The organism is Micromonospora sp. NPDC049101, from assembly GCF_040648675.1.
In the GTDB taxonomy this organism is placed as follows: domain Bacteria; phylum Actinomycetota; class Actinomycetes; order Mycobacteriales; family Micromonosporaceae; genus Micromonospora.
Genome location: NZ_JBEZED010000004.1, coordinates 157,619 through 173,714, shown reverse-complemented (window position 1 = coordinate 173,714; position 16,096 = coordinate 157,619). Strand labels below are relative to the sequence as shown.

The 16,096-nt window shown below is 70.9% G+C and carries 12 protein-coding genes and 1 pseudogene; 7 read left to right on the top strand and 6 right to left on the bottom strand.

Annotated features, from left to right (window positions below; genetic code table 11):
- Positions 1-7: 7 nt before the first annotated feature.
- Positions 8-2,401: a bifunctional diguanylate cyclase/phosphodiesterase gene (locus tag AB0B57_RS06880; RefSeq protein ID WP_357066539.1), complete on the bottom strand. Its 2,394-nt coding sequence runs from the start codon at positions 2,399-2,401 to the stop codon at positions 8-10.
- A 757-nt stretch (positions 2,402-3,158) separates the two neighbouring features.
- Between AB0B57_RS06880 and AB0B57_RS06875 the strand changes: the two genes are divergently transcribed.
- From AB0B57_RS06875 to AB0B57_RS06855, 5 genes are all read left to right on the top strand, one after another.
- Positions 3,159-6,233 carry a BTAD domain-containing putative transcriptional regulator gene (locus AB0B57_RS06875; RefSeq protein WP_357066040.1) on the top strand — a complete coding sequence of 1,025 codons (3,075 nt, stop codon included), beginning with the start codon at positions 3,159-3,161 and terminating at the stop codon, positions 6,231-6,233.
- A gap of 251 nt (positions 6,234-6,484) precedes the next feature.
- Positions 6,485-6,976, top strand: coding sequence for a cyclic pyranopterin monophosphate synthase MoaC (gene moaC, locus AB0B57_RS06870; RefSeq protein ID WP_357066037.1), 492 nt, complete (start codon positions 6,485-6,487; stop codon positions 6,974-6,976).
- On the top strand, positions 6,973-7,443 hold the full coding sequence (locus AB0B57_RS06865) for a MogA/MoaB family molybdenum cofactor biosynthesis protein (RefSeq protein WP_357066033.1): 471 nt from the start codon (positions 6,973-6,975) through the stop codon (positions 7,441-7,443). Before moaC ends, AB0B57_RS06865 begins: the two co-directional genes overlap by 4 nt.
- Before the next feature lie 74 nt (positions 7,444-7,517).
- On the top strand, positions 7,518-8,774 hold the full coding sequence (locus tag AB0B57_RS06860) for a molybdopterin molybdotransferase MoeA (protein ID WP_357066031.1): 1,257 nt from the start codon (positions 7,518-7,520) through the stop codon (positions 8,772-8,774).
- Entirely contained in the window at positions 8,771-9,199 is a 429-nt protein-coding gene (locus tag AB0B57_RS06855; protein ID WP_357066028.1) for a molybdenum cofactor biosynthesis protein MoaE, read from the top strand. Before AB0B57_RS06860 ends, AB0B57_RS06855 begins: the two co-directional genes overlap by 4 nt.
- Positions 9,200-9,203: 4 nt before the next feature.
- Here the strand turns inward: AB0B57_RS06855 and AB0B57_RS06850 are convergent, their stop codons facing one another.
- Positions 9,204-10,667 (bottom strand): glycosyltransferase 87 family protein, encoded by a 1,464-nt coding sequence (locus AB0B57_RS06850; RefSeq protein WP_357066025.1) that lies wholly within the window; start codon positions 10,665-10,667, stop codon positions 9,204-9,206.
- Positions 10,668-10,883: 216 nt separating this feature from the next.
- Positions 10,884-11,429 (bottom strand): DoxX family protein, encoded by a 546-nt coding sequence (locus AB0B57_RS06845; RefSeq protein ID WP_357066021.1) that lies wholly within the window; start codon positions 11,427-11,429, stop codon positions 10,884-10,886.
- A gap of 134 nt (positions 11,430-11,563) precedes the next feature.
- Between AB0B57_RS06845 and AB0B57_RS06840 the strand changes: the two genes are divergently transcribed.
- Positions 11,564-12,112 carry an N-acetyltransferase gene (locus AB0B57_RS06840; protein ID WP_357066019.1) on the top strand — a complete coding sequence of 183 codons (549 nt, stop codon included), beginning with the start codon at positions 11,564-11,566 and terminating at the stop codon, positions 12,110-12,112.
- Between the two features lie 24 nt (positions 12,113-12,136).
- Here the strand turns inward: AB0B57_RS06840 and AB0B57_RS06835 are convergent, their stop codons facing one another.
- The 3 genes and pseudogenes from AB0B57_RS06835 to AB0B57_RS06825 all read right to left on the bottom strand — a co-directional run.
- Positions 12,137-13,378: an ATP-binding protein gene (locus AB0B57_RS06835; RefSeq protein WP_357066015.1), complete on the bottom strand. Its 1,242-nt coding sequence runs from the start codon at positions 13,376-13,378 to the stop codon at positions 12,137-12,139.
- Positions 13,379-13,534: 156 nt separating this feature from the next.
- On the bottom strand, positions 13,535-13,990 hold the full coding sequence (locus AB0B57_RS06830) for a hypothetical protein (protein ID WP_357066537.1): 456 nt from the start codon (positions 13,988-13,990) through the stop codon (positions 13,535-13,537).
- A gap of 416 nt (positions 13,991-14,406) precedes the next feature.
- Positions 14,407-14,898, bottom strand: a pseudogene (locus AB0B57_RS06825) (hypothetical protein); the annotation flags it as partial.
- Positions 14,899-15,388: 490 nt separating this feature from the next.
- Here AB0B57_RS06825 and AB0B57_RS06820 point away from each other — a divergent pair.
- The gene (locus AB0B57_RS06820) at positions 15,389-16,030 is read left to right on the top strand and encodes a prepilin peptidase (RefSeq protein WP_357066012.1); all 642 of its coding nucleotides are present in this window, start codon (positions 15,389-15,391) and stop codon (positions 16,028-16,030) included.
- The last annotated feature ends 66 nt before the right edge of the window (positions 16,031-16,096 follow it).

The window sequence follows — 16,096 nt, the reverse complement described above, 5'->3', positions numbered from 1 at the left end:
GACCGCGTCAGGCGGGCAGGTGCGGGAGGCGGGTGCGGCCGGGTTGGCGGCGGGTCTGACTCAACCGGATCACCGCGCCGGCGTTGTGCAGTGGCGCGACGAGGGCGCCGGGGCGCCCGCCCGAGCCGCGTTGCATGGCCGCGAGCAGGGTGCCGGCTGGCACCGGCCGGGCGAACAGGTGGCCCTGGCCGGCGAGGCAGCCCAACTCCCAGAGGGCCCGCCGTTGTGGCTCGCTCTCCACCCCCTCGGCGACCACTGCCAGGTTGAGGCTGCGACCCAGGTCGAGGGTGGAACGGATGACCGCGGCTGCCTCCGCTGAACTCTCCATGGTCGTGACGAAGCTTCGGTCGATCTTCAGCTCGTGCACGGGGATGCGGGAGAGCAGGGAGAGCGAGGAGTAGCCGGTGCCGAAGTCGTCCAACGCCAACCGGACGCCCTCGTCGCGCAGCCGGCTGAGCACGCGGTCGACCACGTCGAGTTGGCTGAGCGTGAGCGTTTCGGTCAGCTCCAGCACCAGCCGGTCCGCCGGTAGGTCGTGGGCGCGCAGCCGGGCCAGCACCGAGCCGGGGAACCGCGCGTCGAGCAGACTGCGGGGGGACACGTTGACCGCGACGGGTATGTCGAAGCCGGCGTCCCGCCAGGTGGTGGCCGCGATCAGTGCCTGGTCGAGGATCGCCTCGGCGAAGGCCGGCAGCAGACCGGAGCGTTCCACCGCCTCCAGGAAACGCAGTGGGTCGATCATGCCGTGGGTGGGGTGGCGCCAGCGGGCCAACGCCTCGGCGCTTGTCACCTCGCCGGTGCCCAGGTCGACGATCGGCTGGAAGTTGACGATGAACTCGTGGTCGGCGACCGCACGGGGCAGGTCGCCACCGAGGGTGAGGCGGCCCAGGTCGGCGGTGTCGCGGGTGGTGGCGTAGGTGGAGAGTCGCTGCCCGGCACGCTTCGCCTGGTACATGGCCACGTCGGCGCGGCGCAGCAGCTCGGTCATGCCACCGGTCGACGGGGCGACGGAGATGCCGCCGCTGGCTTCGACGCTGATCCGCATGCCGTCCAGCTCGAACGGCTCGTGCAGGGTGGCGAGGAGCGTCTCGGCCCGGTGCGCGGCCACCGCCGGGGCCGGCAGCCCGCGCAGGAGTACGGAGAACTCGTCACCGCCGAGGCGGGCCACCAGGTCAGTCGCCTGCGCCGCGTCCCGTAGCCGGTCGGCGACCTGAACCAGCACCTGGTCACCGGCGGCGTGGCCGAGTGTGTCGTTGACCTCCTTGAAGTGGTTGAGGTCGATCAGCACCAGCGCGGTCACGCCGTCCGCGTGTCGGGCGCTCAACTGTTTGGTGCCCTCGTCGAGGAGGTGCCGGCGGTTGGCCAGCCCGGTCAGCGCGTCGTGGGTGGCGGCGTACGCGTGCTCGTCGGCCACCCGGGCCAGCTCGGCGTACGCCTGGGCGTTGCGCACGGCTGTGCAGAGTGCGGAGGCGAAGGTGCGCAGGGTGTACTGCTCGCGCTCGGAGAGTTGCACCGGGCCGCGGAAGCGTAGTCGGAGGACGCCGACGTCGACAGTGCGGTCGTGCCCTTCGAGCGGGGTGGGGACGATCGTGCCGTCCACGTCGGTGGGCTTGCCGATGGGGCCGTCGAAGGTGATGCCGCCGGTGTTGCCGCGGACGGTGCGGTCGCCGTCACGCAGTTCGATTTCGACCTCGTCGGCGGAGAACAGTTCGGCGGCCTGGGTGACGGCGGTGGTGAGGACGGTGTTCAGGTCGACGACGTTGAGCGCGTCGGTGGTGCGGGCGAGTCGTTGCCACGCCTGCTGTTCGGTCCTGGAACGGATCCTCGTGGAGTAGGCCAGGTGCAGGCTGAGAACCAGGGGCGGAACGGCCAACAGGAGTTTGAAGTTCGCGTCGAGGATCAGCAGCGTGCAGACCGCCACGACGAACCGTACGGCGAAGCCGGCGAGTCGGAGGTCGAGGTTGGTCCGGAACTGCCTTGAGATCTTGGTGCCGGAGGCCAGCGCGATGACCGGGATGGCCAGTAGGTCGTCCAGCAGTGCCGCGACCAGGTACGAGGCGGCTACCGGCACGATCAGGGCGACGACGCTCTCGGGTGGCCAGGTCCAGGTCGTCATTGCCAGCGTGATGCCGGCACCCCAGGCCACGATGACGTTCTTGCCCACACTGAAGGCCATCTTGATCGGCGACAGTCGCAGCGAGGCAAAGGCGATGCCGACCGCGGTACAGAGGACCACCGACTGGGCCGGGGCGATGGCGAGGCCGATGATGATCGCGGCCTCGGTCCAACTGATCGAGTGGGTGGTGGACCGGATTCGTACTCTTGCTTTGACCAGGGTGCCCAGGGCGATCGCGACGGTGAGCGCGACGAGGATCGCGATGTTGGTCGGCGTGGCGGTCATCGCCGAGCGCGCCGCGCCCGGAAGCGACGTGGCCGTGATGATGGTTGCTACAACGACGACGAGACCGACGAGCAGCCGTAGCCGCTGATCGGTCTCAATCTCTCGTCGCTGAGGAAGGGTCATGCGACTCCCGAAGGCCTGCTTCTGCCGTGCTCACAGCCTACCGTTCGAGGCTCGTGCACGTCCCCGGTCGAGGGGTCAGTTCCACTCGCTGCCGCGCATCGCGTTGCCCCCTTCTCGCTGAGCCAATTCGAGGGCCTACCCAAAGGGGAGGTCTTCCTCGGAATGGCAGCTTAAGAGAAGGATCGGCAGCTTAGAAGAAATAAATGTCGGTATGCGCAACATTAGCCAAGTTGGAGAGTGTTTGTGACGTTGTGTCCATCACTGCTGAACGGAGTGCGGTCGAACTCACCGTGTTGGATTGGGGGGACAGCTGACAACTGCAGACGGTATCCGACGAGGTAATGGATGCGTTATTCGCTAGACGCGACCGGGGTGTCGGGAGGCGGGGCAAAGGTGTCAGGTGCGAGTGGCGCGGGGGCGACGACGACGTGGAATTTGCATCCCGACCGGTGTCGATGCAACTTGCGACCGACACGGTGCGGGTGTAGAGAGTTATGAAGCGGCCTCCACACGGTAATCCTCAGGTCACCAACGGCCATCCTCCCTCGCCCGTGAGCAGCACGTCACCGGAGAATGGTCGTAGACTCCGTTGCGTGATCGACTGAGTACCTCTCATGGCTGGAACAGGGGGCCAGTGGAGATTCAGGTTCTGGGCGGCCTTGCGGTGCAACTGTCTACCCGCATGCTGCGCCTCGGTACACCCAAGCAGCAGACAATCTTCGCGATGCTCGCAGTGCAGCCCGGGCGGCTGGTGACATTGGGCGACCTCGTTGACGAGTTATGGGCTGATTGCCCACCGCGATCAGCTGTGGCTAATGTGCGGACCTATGCGGCCAATCTGCGTCGGACTTTCGAGGCTTTCCCGGCCGGTCACGGTGCCATCGAACGCCAACGCAACGGCTATCGACTCGTTGTGGACCCGGAACAGGTCGATGTCTTTTGCTTCGAGCTGGAACGGAACGCGGGTCGGGAAGCGCTGACGGCTGGTCACCTGGACCGTGCCCGTGAGCTGCTGGAGCGCGCCTTGGCTCGGTGGCGGGGTCCGATGCTCGCCGGCGTCCCGCTTGGACCCGTCCTCACCTCCCGAACCGTTGCCGTCGAAGAGGAACGGCTGTTGACCGTGGAGCTTCTCGCCGACGTCCAGCTGAGGTCGGGGCGGAACGACTCGGTGATACCGCTGCTGCGGGAGGTCGTTGTTCGTCACCCCCTCCGGGAACCGGCGCACCTCCTCCTCATGCGGGCGTTGTACAAGCGTGGCGATCATGCCGGAGCTCTCGTCGTGTACGACGCGGTCCGAACGACGTTCGCCGAGGAGTTGGGCGTCGAACCGGGACCAGACATCCAGGGCCTGTACTCGGAGATCGTCACCGAGGCTCCCGCGGGCGAGTCGGCGATCAGCGTTTCACCCCGCCCGACCCTGGCGCGTTGGCTCGCCGCAGACGCGCCCGCCCCAACCGAGGCACGTCATCGGCGTGCGCCTGTCGAACACCTTCCTCGAGCGGTGACCGACTTCGTTGGTCGGGAGGAGGTGGTGTCGCGGCTGCTGGCAGAGACCCGCCGAGTCGAGGAACGGGTCTCGGCAGTGCACCTGATCGACGGCATGGCGGGCAGCGGAAAGACCACTCTGGCCGTGCATCTGGCTCGCCGCCTGTCGAAGCGATACCCGGACGCGAGCTTGTTCATCGACCTGTGCGGTGACGGCGAGACGACTCGGATCGAGCCGTCAGCGGCACTTGTCACACTGCTCCGACAGTTCGGAGTTCCGGCGGAGCGGATACCTGCCGAGTTCGACGACAAGGCGGAGCTGTGGCGCCGCGAACTCGAGAGCCGGAGATCGGTGGTCGTGTTCGACAACGCGGCGGGCAGTGACCAGGTCCGGCCTCTCCTGCCCGCGTCGCCGGGCGCGGTCGTCCTGGTGACTTCTCGTCGACGACTGGCTGACCTGGACGTCGGCCCACCGGAGTCGTTGCCTCTGATGACTCTCGACGAAGGGCTGAAACTGCTCGCGCAGACTGCCGGCGTCGAGCGGATCGCCGAGGAGCCGGCGGCGGCCGCAGAGGTCGTGCGTCGTTGCGGGCACCTCCCGTTGGCGATCCGGCTCGCTGGGTCACGTCTTGCCCTTCGACCGGCACGCAGGGTCGCGGATCTGGCGGCTCTCCTGGCGGCCGACTCTCCAGCGCTGAACCAGCTGAAGGTCGGTGAACGGACTCTGGCACGAGCCTTTGCCACGTCGTACGGGCCCTTGCCGGTGCCCGCCAAACGGGCCTTCCGGATGTTGAGTCTTCATCGCGGTGAGCACAGCGTGGAGATGGTCGCGGCGCTGCTCGACCTGCCGCTCGATGTCGCCGCCAGACTGCTCGATGATCTGGTCGACCTGCACCTGGTTGACGAGGTTGAGGGAGGTCGGTACCGACTACACGACCTCCTGCGGCAGTACTCGCGAGCACAGTGCCTGGTTTCCGAGACGCCCGAAGCCATGACGTCGGCCGTGGCGCGGCTCCTGGACTTCGCCCTGCACGCCACCCTGCAGGCCGCCTCGAAGCTGCACCAGTCCGTCGACGTCCGCAAGGAGATTGGTGCCGGTCCGCCCCCACGTCCCGACCTGATCGGCCCGGAGACCGTGTCCGGGGTTGATTGGCTTGAGCGGGAGCGCCCGAATCTCGGCATGCTGGTGGGCCTCGGCGCCGAGCACCGACTCCACGACCAGGTGTGGAAGCTCGCCCGGGCCCTCTGGCGCTTTCTTCACGTACGGGGGCATTTCGACGATATTCTTGCCACCCATCGCGCGGGCCTAGCCTCGGCGATGGTGCTCCAACACCGATCCGCCATCGTCTCGATGCACAACTATCTCGCATCGGCCCTGGTGAAGACCGGCTCTCACCGTCTTGCGTCAACTCATCTCGACGCGGCCATAGCGCTGTGCCGTGAGTCTGGCGACTGGCGGCAGTTGGCCCGACTCCGTTCGAATCTGTGCGTCGTCTACCTGCTCAGCGGGCACCTTGAGTTGGCTGTCGCGACGGGACGGCAGAGCCTGGCCGGGCGCCTCTACGACAACCGCGTGCCGTTGGCCCTGCCGAATCTGGGTATCGCGCTGGCATTGCTGGGCCGATGGGACGAGGCACTCAAGATCCACCGACAGCACCTGTTCCAGGCACGGCTCAATCAGGATTACTACCACCTGGCGAACGCTCTGAGCCATCTCGCGGCGGTGCGCGTCCGGCTTGGGCAGTACCGGCGCAGTGTGGCGCTGCTGAACTCCTCGCTGTCGCTGTTTCACCGCACCGGTCACCGGTACGGTGAGGCCGAGGCACGTAACGTTCTGGGAGTCGCGTACCGAGGGCTCAACAAGCTCCACCTCGCCCGACGACACCACTTGGCCGCCTTCGAGTTGGCCGTTGAATCGGGCGAGCGGCACGCGCAGTGCATCGCCCTTAATGATCTTGGGTCCACTCTGTTGGCGAGCGGAGACGGTCCGGCAGCCCTTGCGGCTCACCGCCAGGGCCTGCAGCTTGCCGAACGCGTCTCCAACCCGTACGAGCAGGGTCGAGCCCTGGCCGGGCTCGCCGAACACTTCGCCCGCACCGACCCGGCCGAGGCCCGACGGCACTGGGAGCGGGCGTTGGCGATCTTCCGACGGATGGGCGTGCCGGAGCGCTTCGAGGCCGAACGCCGCCTCGCCGAGCTGGGTGCGGAGCGCCGACGAGCCTGAACGTCGCTTATCGATTTCTTATCGGCGGGGCCGGTAGCTTACCGACCGTATCGGCGCACGGGGGAGGTCCTGCTCTGGATAGGACCGGGTCGTCGACACGTACCCGCTGCCAGGTCACCCCAGGGCCTTGGTGGCGGGTCGGCGAGGGAGGAGCGGCGATGCACCGCCGGGCCGCAGCACCCGGCCTGGCGGGTACGGGGCGACGCCGCTCCTTCCAAGCGCCGTCGTACCGCACCGATAGACTCACGGCCGTGACCGAACCCGCGCAGCTCAGCCATGTCGACCGTGCGGGCGCGGCCCGCATGGTCGACGTCTCCGACAAGGCGGTGACGGGCCGGCTGGCCGTCGCGGCCGGCCGTTTGCGCACCACACCCGAGGTCGTCGACCTGCTGCACCGCGACGGGCTGCCCAAGGGCGACGCGTTGGCGGTCGGTCGGTTGGCCGGGATCATGGGCGCCAAGCGCACCCCCGACCTGATTCCGCTGTGCCACCCGATCGCCCTGCACGGCGTCACCGTCGACCTGCGGCTGACCGCCGACACCGTGGAGATCACGGCCACCGCCCGCACGGCGGACCGGACGGGCGTGGAGATGGAGGCGCTCACCGCCGTGGCCGTCGCCGGTCTCGCCCTGATCGACATGGTCAAGGCGGTCGACCCGGCGGCCTCGGTGGAGGCGGTCCGGGTGTTGCGCAAGGAGGGCGGCAAGACCGGCGAGTGGGTCCGGCCGGAGGACCGGCCGTGATCCGGGCCCGAGTGATCGTCGCGTCCAACCGGGCTGCCGCCGGCGTCTACGCCGACACCAGCGGTCCCCTGCTCGTGTCCGGCCTGCGCGAGTTGGGGTGCCAGGTCGACGACCCGGTGGTGGTGCCCGACGGCGAGCCGGTCGGCGCGGCCCTGCGGGCCGCCCGCGCCGACGGTGTCGACGTGGTGCTGACCAGTGGTGGCACCGGGGTGACCCCGTCGGACCGCACACCGGACGTGACAGGCGCTCTGCTGGATTACGAGATCCCCGGCATCGCCGAGGCGATCCGCGCGCACAGCCGCGACCGGGTGCCCACCTCGGTGCTGTCCCGGGGTCTGGCCGGGGTTGCCGGCCGGATGCTGGTGGTCAACCTGCCCGGCTCGACCGGTGGCGCCCGGGACGGGCTGGCGGTGCTCGGGCCGATCCTCGGGCACACCGTGGACCAGCTTCGCGGCGGAGACCACTGATTCCCCGGCGGAGACCACCGACGGGTCCACGCCAGGCTCGGGCAGGTGTCGGTCCGTGCCGATAGGCTCGGCCGGTGAGCACGGAAACCGCACCCACCGCGGATCGGGTCGCCGCACCTCCGCCAGCCGGGTGGGAGGAGGCGCGGTCCCGGGTCTACGCGGTCGGCCTGGCCGCCGCGCTGCCCGCCGCCAACCGACCACTCGTCGACACCGACGGGTCGACCCTGGCCGAGCCGCTGACCACCCGCACCGACCTGCCCGCGTTCCCCACCTCCAGCGTGGACGGCTGGGCGGTGCGCGGCGGCGGCCCGTGGCGCATCGTCGGCCGGGTGTTGGCCGGCAGCACCCCCGCCCCGCTCACCGAGGACGACACGACGGTCGAGATCGCGACCGGGGCCATGGTGCCCGAGGGCGCCACCGCCGTGCTGCGCGTGGAGGAGTCCGCGACTGCCGACGGCCTGGTCAGCGGCGTTCCCCGGCAGACACCCGAGTGGCGCGAGCCCGGCGAGGAGGCGTACGCCGACGAGGAGCTGTTGCCGGTCGGCACGCCTGTCGACCCGGCGGTGATCGGCCTGGCCGCCTCCTGCGGGCACGACACGCTGCGGGTCCGGCGGGCGCCGCGCGCCGCGCTGCTGGTCTTCGGTGACGAGTTGCTGACCACGGGCCCGCCCGCGGCCGGTCGGGTCCGCGACGCGCTCGGCCCCGCGGTGCCGGCGTGGCTGCGGCGCTACGGCTGCCAGGTCCGCCCGTCGGACGTGGTCGGCCCGGTGGCCGACACGCTGCCCGCGCACGTGGCGGCCCTGCGGGCGGCGCTGACCAACGCCGACCTGGTCTGCACCACCGGTGGCACGATGAACGGCCCGGTCGACCACCTGCACCCGACCCTGGAGGCGCTCGGCGCCGACTACGTGGTCAACACCGTGGCGGTCCGTCCGGGCTTCCCGATGCTGCTGGCCCGGGTGGCCGGACACGACGGGCGGGTCCGGTTCGTGGCCGGGCTGCCGGGCAACCCGCAGTCCGCCATCATCGCGTTGGTGTCGCTCGTCGCGCCGCTGCTCGCCGGCCTCCAGGGCCGCTCGATGCCGGTGCTGCCGCACGCCACGTTGGCCGAGCCGGTGCCCGGCCGCGGTGACCACACCCACCTGGCCCTGGTCCGGCTGGACCGGGCCGCCGGGACCGCGTTCCCGGTGCGACACGTCGGCTCCGCGATGCTGCGTGGCCTGGCCGGGGCGGACGGCTTCGCCGTCATCCGGCCCGGCACCAGGGGCGAGCCGGGCGACCGGGTGCCGATCGTGCCGTTGCCGCTGCTTCCCGGGGAGCGTTCGTCATGACCGCACCGACGATCACCTTCGGTGAGATCACCGACCAGCCGCTCGACCTGGCCGCACACGAGGCGGCGGTCGCCGACCGTCGGGCCGGTGCCGTGGTCTCCTTCCAGGGCGTGGTCCGCGACCACGATCACGGCCGGCAGGTCACCAGCCTGGAGTACGAAGGGCATCCGAGCGCCGCGCAGGTGCTGCGCGAGGTGGCCGCCGAGATCGCCGCGGAGCCCGACGTCTACGCGGTTGCGGTCTCGCACCGGGTCGGCCCCCTGGCGATCGGTGACGTGGCGCTCGTCGCCGCGGTGAGCACCGCCCACCGGGCGGCGGCCTTCGCGGCCTGCGCCCGACTCGTCGACGAGGCCAAGGCGCGCCTGCCGATCTGGAAGCGGCAGGTCTTCAGCGACGGCACCGACGAATGGGTCAACTGCCCCTGACCGCTCAGCGGCGGCCGTTGACCAGCACTGCCCGGGGGAGCCGGTCACCGTAGAACGCCGGCTCCGCACCCGGACGCCACGGCAGCGCGGCGACCAGCACGATCAGTGCGAGTGCGAGCGAGTTTTCCATCAGGGCCCCGAAGAGACCGTCCTGGTAGTGCGACATCTCCGGCAGTTGGTGCTCGTACGGCCAGATCGGGGAGATCAGGAAGAGCAGGTAGAGCCCGATCGCCGCGGCACCGTGCCGGAGCCCGGTCAGCGTGGGATACCAGATCGGCGGGCGGAGCCCGTTGACCCCGGGCAACCCGCCGAACACCGGGCCCTGGCCGGTGCGCTGTGGCATCGCCCGGGTCGCCTCCCGGCGGCGTACGGCGGCGTCGGCCAGCACGATGATCGCCGGGATCACCCAGACCAGGTGGTGCGTCCAGGAGATCGGGCTGATCACGTTCGCGGTGAGACCGACAAGTGTGAACGCGGTCAGCTCGTCACCGTCGGCGCGGGAACTGGCCGCCCGGGACAGGCCCAGCGCCAGGATCAGCACCGAGAAGGCGAGCCAGAGCAGCCCCGGGGTCTCGATCGAGTCGTACAGGCGGGCGAGGAGGCCGGCCAGCGACTGGTTCGGCGTCATGTCCGCCGCGCCGACCCGTTCGGTCTGCCAGAGCACGCTGCCGAAGTACGTCCGCGACTCGTCACCGACGATCGCGAAGGTCGCCACCGTCACGCCGATCGTGGTGCCGATGGCGGTGGCCGCCACTCGCCACTGGCGGGTGATCAGCAGGTAGAGGATGAAGAGTGCCGGGGTGAGCTTGACCGCGGTGGCCAGGCCGATGCCGGCGCCGGCCCAGGCCCCGCCGTAGAGGAAGCGCAGCAGGGGGCCGTCCGTCGCGGCGTAGTGGGTGCCGCGGCGGGAGCGCCAGCGAAGGCCGATCAGGTCAGCCATGATCAACGCGAACAGCAGGATGTTGACCTGGCCGTAGCCGAGAGTCTCCCGACCTGGCTCGATGGCGATCGCGAGCGGCACCGCCACGGCCACGGTGAACCACAGTGGCCACCCCAGCCGGTCCACGATGGGGCGGAGCAGCCCGGCCAGCACCAGCGCCAGCGCGGCGATGCTGGCGACGGCGTTGACCATGCCGGCCGCGAAGATCGGTAGCTGGGCCATGGGCAGCATGACCAGCCCACCGAACGGCGGGTAGGTGAAGCCGAGGGTGGTCCCGGGCGCGATGAACTCGTAGAGCTCGTGACCGCTCGCCCACCACACCACGGCACCGTGGTAGATCTTCATGTCGAAGAAGTTGTACGGCCGCCCGAAGGCGCCGATGGCGAGCCATGCGGCGTAGGCGACGGCGGCGACGATGGCGCCCCGTACGACGTTCTTGCGATCGATCCGACGCGTGACGCGTTGGAGACGCGTTAAGCGTCGGATTGGGGCGAGGCGGTCCGCCCGACTACCGACAGCCGTCGGCATGGCGTGGCCACCCCCGTACCAAGGTCGTCCTACCCGTCCAGGTCCTGCAGGGAGCCTAGAACGGCGCCTCACGTAACTGCCTCCCGCGTTATGCGACCGTGTCCGATCCCACACATGTTTTTGACATTTCCACCGCGTTAACGCCTACCGGGTGGTTCAGGTAATTCGCGGCCTTAGCGGGGGGGTGGGGGTGGCACAGCGAGGCATCGACGCAGGTCAGCCGGGCAGTCGACGTGCGGTGGACGCGGACCGGGCGGCGATCCTGGCCTCGCGTCGGGCGGTGCGGACGGCGCGCTGCACGGAACGTCGAGAGTGGTCGATGCGATGACCGGCGCGCCACCGCAGACCCGGCTTGCCGCCGGTGTCGGCCGCGGCGAACAGCAGACCGCCGAAGAGCCCGAGGTTCTTCAGCGCGTGGATCTCGTTGTTGTTCTTGGCGGTCGGGTCGTCGTTGTTCCAGAAGGGATGACCGGCGATGGTCACCGGCACCAGCGTGCCGGCCAGGACCAGCGCCGCCGGCCGGCTGAACCGCCCGGTGGCCAGCATCAGCCCCGCGCCGACCTGAACCGCCGCGTTGATCCGGATCAACGCCTCGGTCTCGGTGGGAATGCTCGGGTGTGCCTTCTTCAGCATCGGTGCGACCCTGTCGGTCACCGGTTTGGCCGCCACGGCGAGCCGGCCGGGGTTGCGGAAGTTGCGATACCCGCTGACCACGAAGATGCCGCTCAGCATGGCGCGGGCGAGGGAGCGTACGGGCGTCATGGATCAGTCATACCCCGTCGCGGCGTTTGCTACCCCGGCAACCGGCGGATCCGGATCGGTCTTCGCACACGCGCGCCACGCCGATTCGAACGACAGTCACGGATGGACGGGCCTCGGCGGGTAACGTCGCGCGGGTGACCACGCTGCGGCTACGCCCCGAGGACGCGGCCGACGCCGGTCCGGTACGCCGCGTGCTGGCCACCGCCTTCGCCCGCCCGGACGTGGCGACGCCGCCCGAGGTGAGCCTGGTCGACGAGTTGCGCGGCACCGCCGCCTGGCTGCCGGAGTTGGCGATGGTCGCCGAGTACGGCGGTGAGGTGGTCGGGTACGCGCTGCTCACCCGGGTGCGGCTGCGGCCCGAGCGGGGGTCGGACGTGCCCGCCCTGGCGCTCGGTCCGGTGGCGGTCGCGCCGCACCGACAGCGCGTCGGGCACGGCACGGCGGTGGTGCAGGCGGCCCTGGACGCCTCCACCGAGCTGGGTGAGCGGCTGGTCGTGGTCCTCGGTGACCCGGCCTTCTACCGCCGGTTCGGTTTCGGCCCCGCGACCGAGCTGGGCCTGACTGGCCCGTGGGCGGGTCTCGGGGAGCCCTGGCAGGCGTTGGTGCTGCCGCCGTCGACAAGCGAGGAAGAGCCCCCGCCCCGCGGCGAGGTGCTCTTTCCGGCCCCCTGGTCGAAGGTCTGACCGCGTCGACACCCCGGTCGGTGGTCAGGCCGGCTGGGTGCGCAGGTACCTGCCGAAGTGCGGGACCGTGAAGGCGACGGTGCCCCGCTCGCCGGAGTAGATCAGGCCCTTCTTGATCAGTGCGTCCCGTGCCGGGGAGAGGCTGGCGGGCTTGCGGCCGAGAGCGCGGGCGATCTCCGCGGTGGGCACCGCGGCATCCATGTCGTCTCGGGTCACCTCCCCCGGCTCCCCCTCGACCGCGGACATCATGGCCATCGCCCGCATGTACTCGCGCTCGGCGGGCGTGGCTCGCTCGAAGCGGGAGCCGAAGAACCCGACCGCCAGCTCGGCCTCCGCCTCGGGCGCGGCGACACGCACGTCCGCCGCGGTGATCGGCGAGCGCGGCGCGTGGTCCCAGGTCGCCTTGCCGTACGCCTGGACGAAGTAGGGATAGCCGCCGGACTTCTCGTAGAGCAGGTCGAGTGCCTTCTGCTCGTACTCGACCTCCTCGCGCTCGGCCGGCGCGCAGAGCGCCTGGTCGGCGGCGATCCGGTCCAGCCGGTCGATGCGTTGGTAGCGGAACAGCCGTTCGGAGTACGACTTGGCCGCGCTCAGCACCGCCGGCAGGTGCGGAAGGCCGGCGCCGACGACGATGAGCGGCGCGCCGAGCTGGGACAGCTCGTGGCAGGCCGCGCAGAGCGCCGACACGTCCTCCGGGCCGAGATCCTGCATCTCGTCGATGAAGATGGCGATGCCGGTGCCGACATCACTGGCCACCGCTGCGGCGTCACTGAGCAACTCGACCAGGTCGATCTCGATGTCGCCGGAGTCGGCCCGGCCGCTGGCCGCCGGCACGTCGATGCCGGGCTGCCACCTGTCGCGCAGCTTCGGCGCGGCACCGGCCCGGCCGGTCGGGGCGGACCGCTGGGCGAACGCCTTGAGAACGCCGAGAAACGCGTCGATCCGGTCGGGCGCGCGGTGTCGGGGGGCGAGCTCCCGGACCGCCATGTGCAGCGCGGCGGCGATCGGACGACGCAACGACTGGTCCGGGCGAGCCTCGATCTTGCCGCTGCCCCAGAGCCGGTTGATTGCCTGCGATCGGAGGGTGTTGAGCAGGACCGTCTTGCCGACGCCCCGCAGGCCGGTGAGCATCAGGCTGCGTTCGGGTCGCCCTCGTGCGATGCGTTCGAGCACGATGTCGAAGACGTCCAGCTCCCGCCCCCGCCCGGCGAGCTCGGGCGGGCGCTGGCCGGCGCCCGGCGCGTACGGATTGCGGACCGGATCCACGCATCGCAGAATATCGGGCCGTCTAGCTGCGAGCCTAGACACGGATAGATGGGGCTATCGGCGTGTCGGGGCCGTCGACGAGGTCAAGGAACCGTCGACAAGAAACTAGGGCTGTCTAGCGTCCACGCTAGACAGCCCTAGTTTTGGCAATCGGAGCTACCGCTTCCGCAGACAGAGCACGTAGTCGAGCAGGTCCACGGCGTTGTCGTGCACGTAGGTCGCGCTTATCGGGGGTGGCAGCGCGTCACACCGGGCCGAGTCGGTGGTCGCCGGGATCCGCAGCAGCACCTGGTAGGTGTTCGGCCCGCACGGCACCTTGCGCAGCTCCGCGGCGTCCTCGGTGCCCTCGTTCACCAGGCAGTCGCCCGTGGCGAACTCGTCCTCGTCCTCGTCCGGCGTCGGCGGGGCCGAACTCGGCACGTCGCTGGGCAGGACCGGCGGGACGACCGGGGCGCTCGTCGACGGCGTACGGCCGTCGTTGCCGGCGTCGGCGACCCTCCAGATCGCCCAACCGGCCAGGCCCAGGCACGGGCAGAGCAGGAGCACCACCACCAGCGCGATGATGAGGGCGACTTTGCGGCCGGTCCTCTTCACCGGCGCGACGGGCGGCATGCCGTAGCCGCCGGGCGGCGGCTGCCCCCACGGTGCGGGCGGCTGACCCGGCACCGGTCCGGCCGGCGGAAACGGCCCGGGCGGTGGGTAACCCGGCCCTGAGGGCGGCGGATAGCCCGGGCCCGAGGCTGGTGGGTAACCCGGCCCTGAGGGCGGCGGGTAACCCGGCCCCGGGACCGGCGGGTATCCCGGGTCTGAGGCGGGCGGGTAACCCGGGTCTGAGGCCGGCGGGTGACCCGGGCCGGAGACCGGCGGCGGCGCCCACATCGGTGCGGTTGGCGGCTCCGCGTCGGGTGGCGGCGGGCCCCACTGCTGCCTGGTCGGATCCTCGGCGGGCGGGCGATGGTGCGGGTCGTCCGGCTGCTCGGGGCCCGCTGGTCCGTAGGTCGTCATGTCATCCCTGGGGGTGGGTGGTCTCAGCGTTGCTTGAGACAGAGGACGAAGTCGAGAGTGTCCAGCTCGCTGTCGAAGAAGTACCAGTTGGTGTAACCCTGGACCTTGCCGCACTTGGTCTCGGCATCGCGCTCACCGCTTGTCGCACCGTCGATCCGACTCAACACCTCGTACGACTTCGCAACGCACTCGCTGATCAACAGTTTGGGCTTGGCGCCCGCGGCGGCGTCATTGCGGACGCACTGGCCAACCTTGGCGAACCGAGGATCGGCCGACGACTCCGGGGCCGCGGCGCTCGGTACGGGCTCGGTCGCGTCGGCGTCCGCGCTGGGTTCGGCGGTGGCGGGCGAGTCGGTTGGCGCGGCCACCGGAGCCGGGTCGTCCTGCCCGCGTCGGAGCCAGAACACACCGCCGACGGCTGCCACCAGCAGCACGACGGCCAGCAGCGCGATCAGCAGCCCCCGGCCGCGTCGGCGCGGTGCCGGTGTGGGGTCGCCGCCGTAGGGCGCGGATGGTCCCTGGGGTGCCTGCGGGTACGGCGGGGCCGCCGGTGAATAGGGCTGGTGCGCCGGCGGGTAGGACTGCTGCGCCGGCGGATACTGCTGCTGCGCCGGTGGATACGGCTGCGGTGCCGGCGGGTAGGACTGTTGCGGCGACGGGCCGGGCTGGTGCGTCGGCGGATACTGCTGCCGCGCCGGGGGGTGGGGCTGCGGTGCCGGTGGGTACGGCTGTTGCGCTGGCGGATAGGGCTGCTGTGCCGGCGGGTCGGGCGTCTCGTCCGGTCGCTGTCCCCGCCACGGTCCCGGGTAGCCGCCCCCGGGTGGTCCGTAGTTCGTCATGCCGCCCTCCTGCACGAGTGGTGGGAGTGCGATCACCGATACGCGACGCCGACTCCGACGCCACCGTAGCGTGGTCCACTGGTGAGCTCATCTCCACCGAGCGGGATCGGCGGGAACCCGCGATCGGGGACCGTGTGGACGGGCGACCGCCGGTAACGTCCGGTCCATGTCGGCCGCCACGCTGTTGGGGGTGGCGGTGCTCGGTGGGTTGGTCGGTGTCGTCGTACCCTGGCTGGCCCGGCGCTTCACCACCCTGCCGACCCGGCCGCGGCCTCGGCGTGGTCCGTGGGTCTGGCTCGGTCCGCCGCTGGCGGTGGTGGTGTTCGTGGGGCTTGCCGTCGCACAGCGTGGCGACCCGGCGCTGCCGGTCCTGCTCGCGGTGGCGGCGGTCGGGCTGGTGCTGGCCGCTGTCGACCTGGTCTGCCTGCGGCTGCCCGACCCGCTCGTCGGCGTCGCCGGCACGCTGGCCCTCGGTGGTCTGACCGCGGCGGCGCTGCTGGCCGGCACGCCCGGGCGGCTGGTCGGTGCGCTGGCCGGCGCGGCGGTCGCCGGCGCAGCACACGCGCTGCTGGCCCTGCTGCCGGGATCCCGGTTGGGCTTCGGAGACGTGAAACTCGCCGCCGTCCTCGGGCTGCCACTCGGCTGGCTGGGTCGGGACGCGCTGCTCGCCGGGCTGCTCCTGCCACACGTGCTGCACGGCGGGCTGGTCCTGGGCCTGCTCGTCGCAGGGCGGGTACGTCGGGACACCCTGCTGCCGCTCGGGCCGGCGCTGCTCGCCGGCGCGTGGCTCGGCATGCTCGTCGGCTGACCCTCGCCGGATGACGTGCGGTCGTTCGGCCCGGAGGGCCACGCCGTCGGCACACGGGCCGCGGGC

Excerpts from the sequence above, each read along its gene's own strand:
- AB0B57_RS06880 (WP_357066539.1), bottom strand. The coding sequence starts at position 2,401 with ATGACCGCCACGCCGACCAACATCGCGATCCTCGTCGCGCTCACCGTC.
- AB0B57_RS06855 (WP_357066028.1), top strand. The coding sequence starts at position 8,771 with ATGACCGCACCGACGATCACCTTCGGTGAGATCACCGACCAGCCGCTC.
- AB0B57_RS06850 (WP_357066025.1), bottom strand. The coding sequence starts at position 10,667 with ATGCCGACGGCTGTCGGTAGTCGGGCGGACCGCCTCGCCCCAATCCGA.
- AB0B57_RS06845 (WP_357066021.1), bottom strand. The coding sequence starts at position 11,429 with ATGACGCCCGTACGCTCCCTCGCCCGCGCCATGCTGAGCGGCATCTTC.
- AB0B57_RS06830 (WP_357066537.1), bottom strand. The coding sequence starts at position 13,990 with ATGCCGCCCGTCGCGCCGGTGAAGAGGACCGGCCGCAAAGTCGCCCTC.
- AB0B57_RS06820 (WP_357066012.1), top strand. The coding sequence starts at position 15,389 with ATGTCGGCCGCCACGCTGTTGGGGGTGGCGGTGCTCGGTGGGTTGGTC.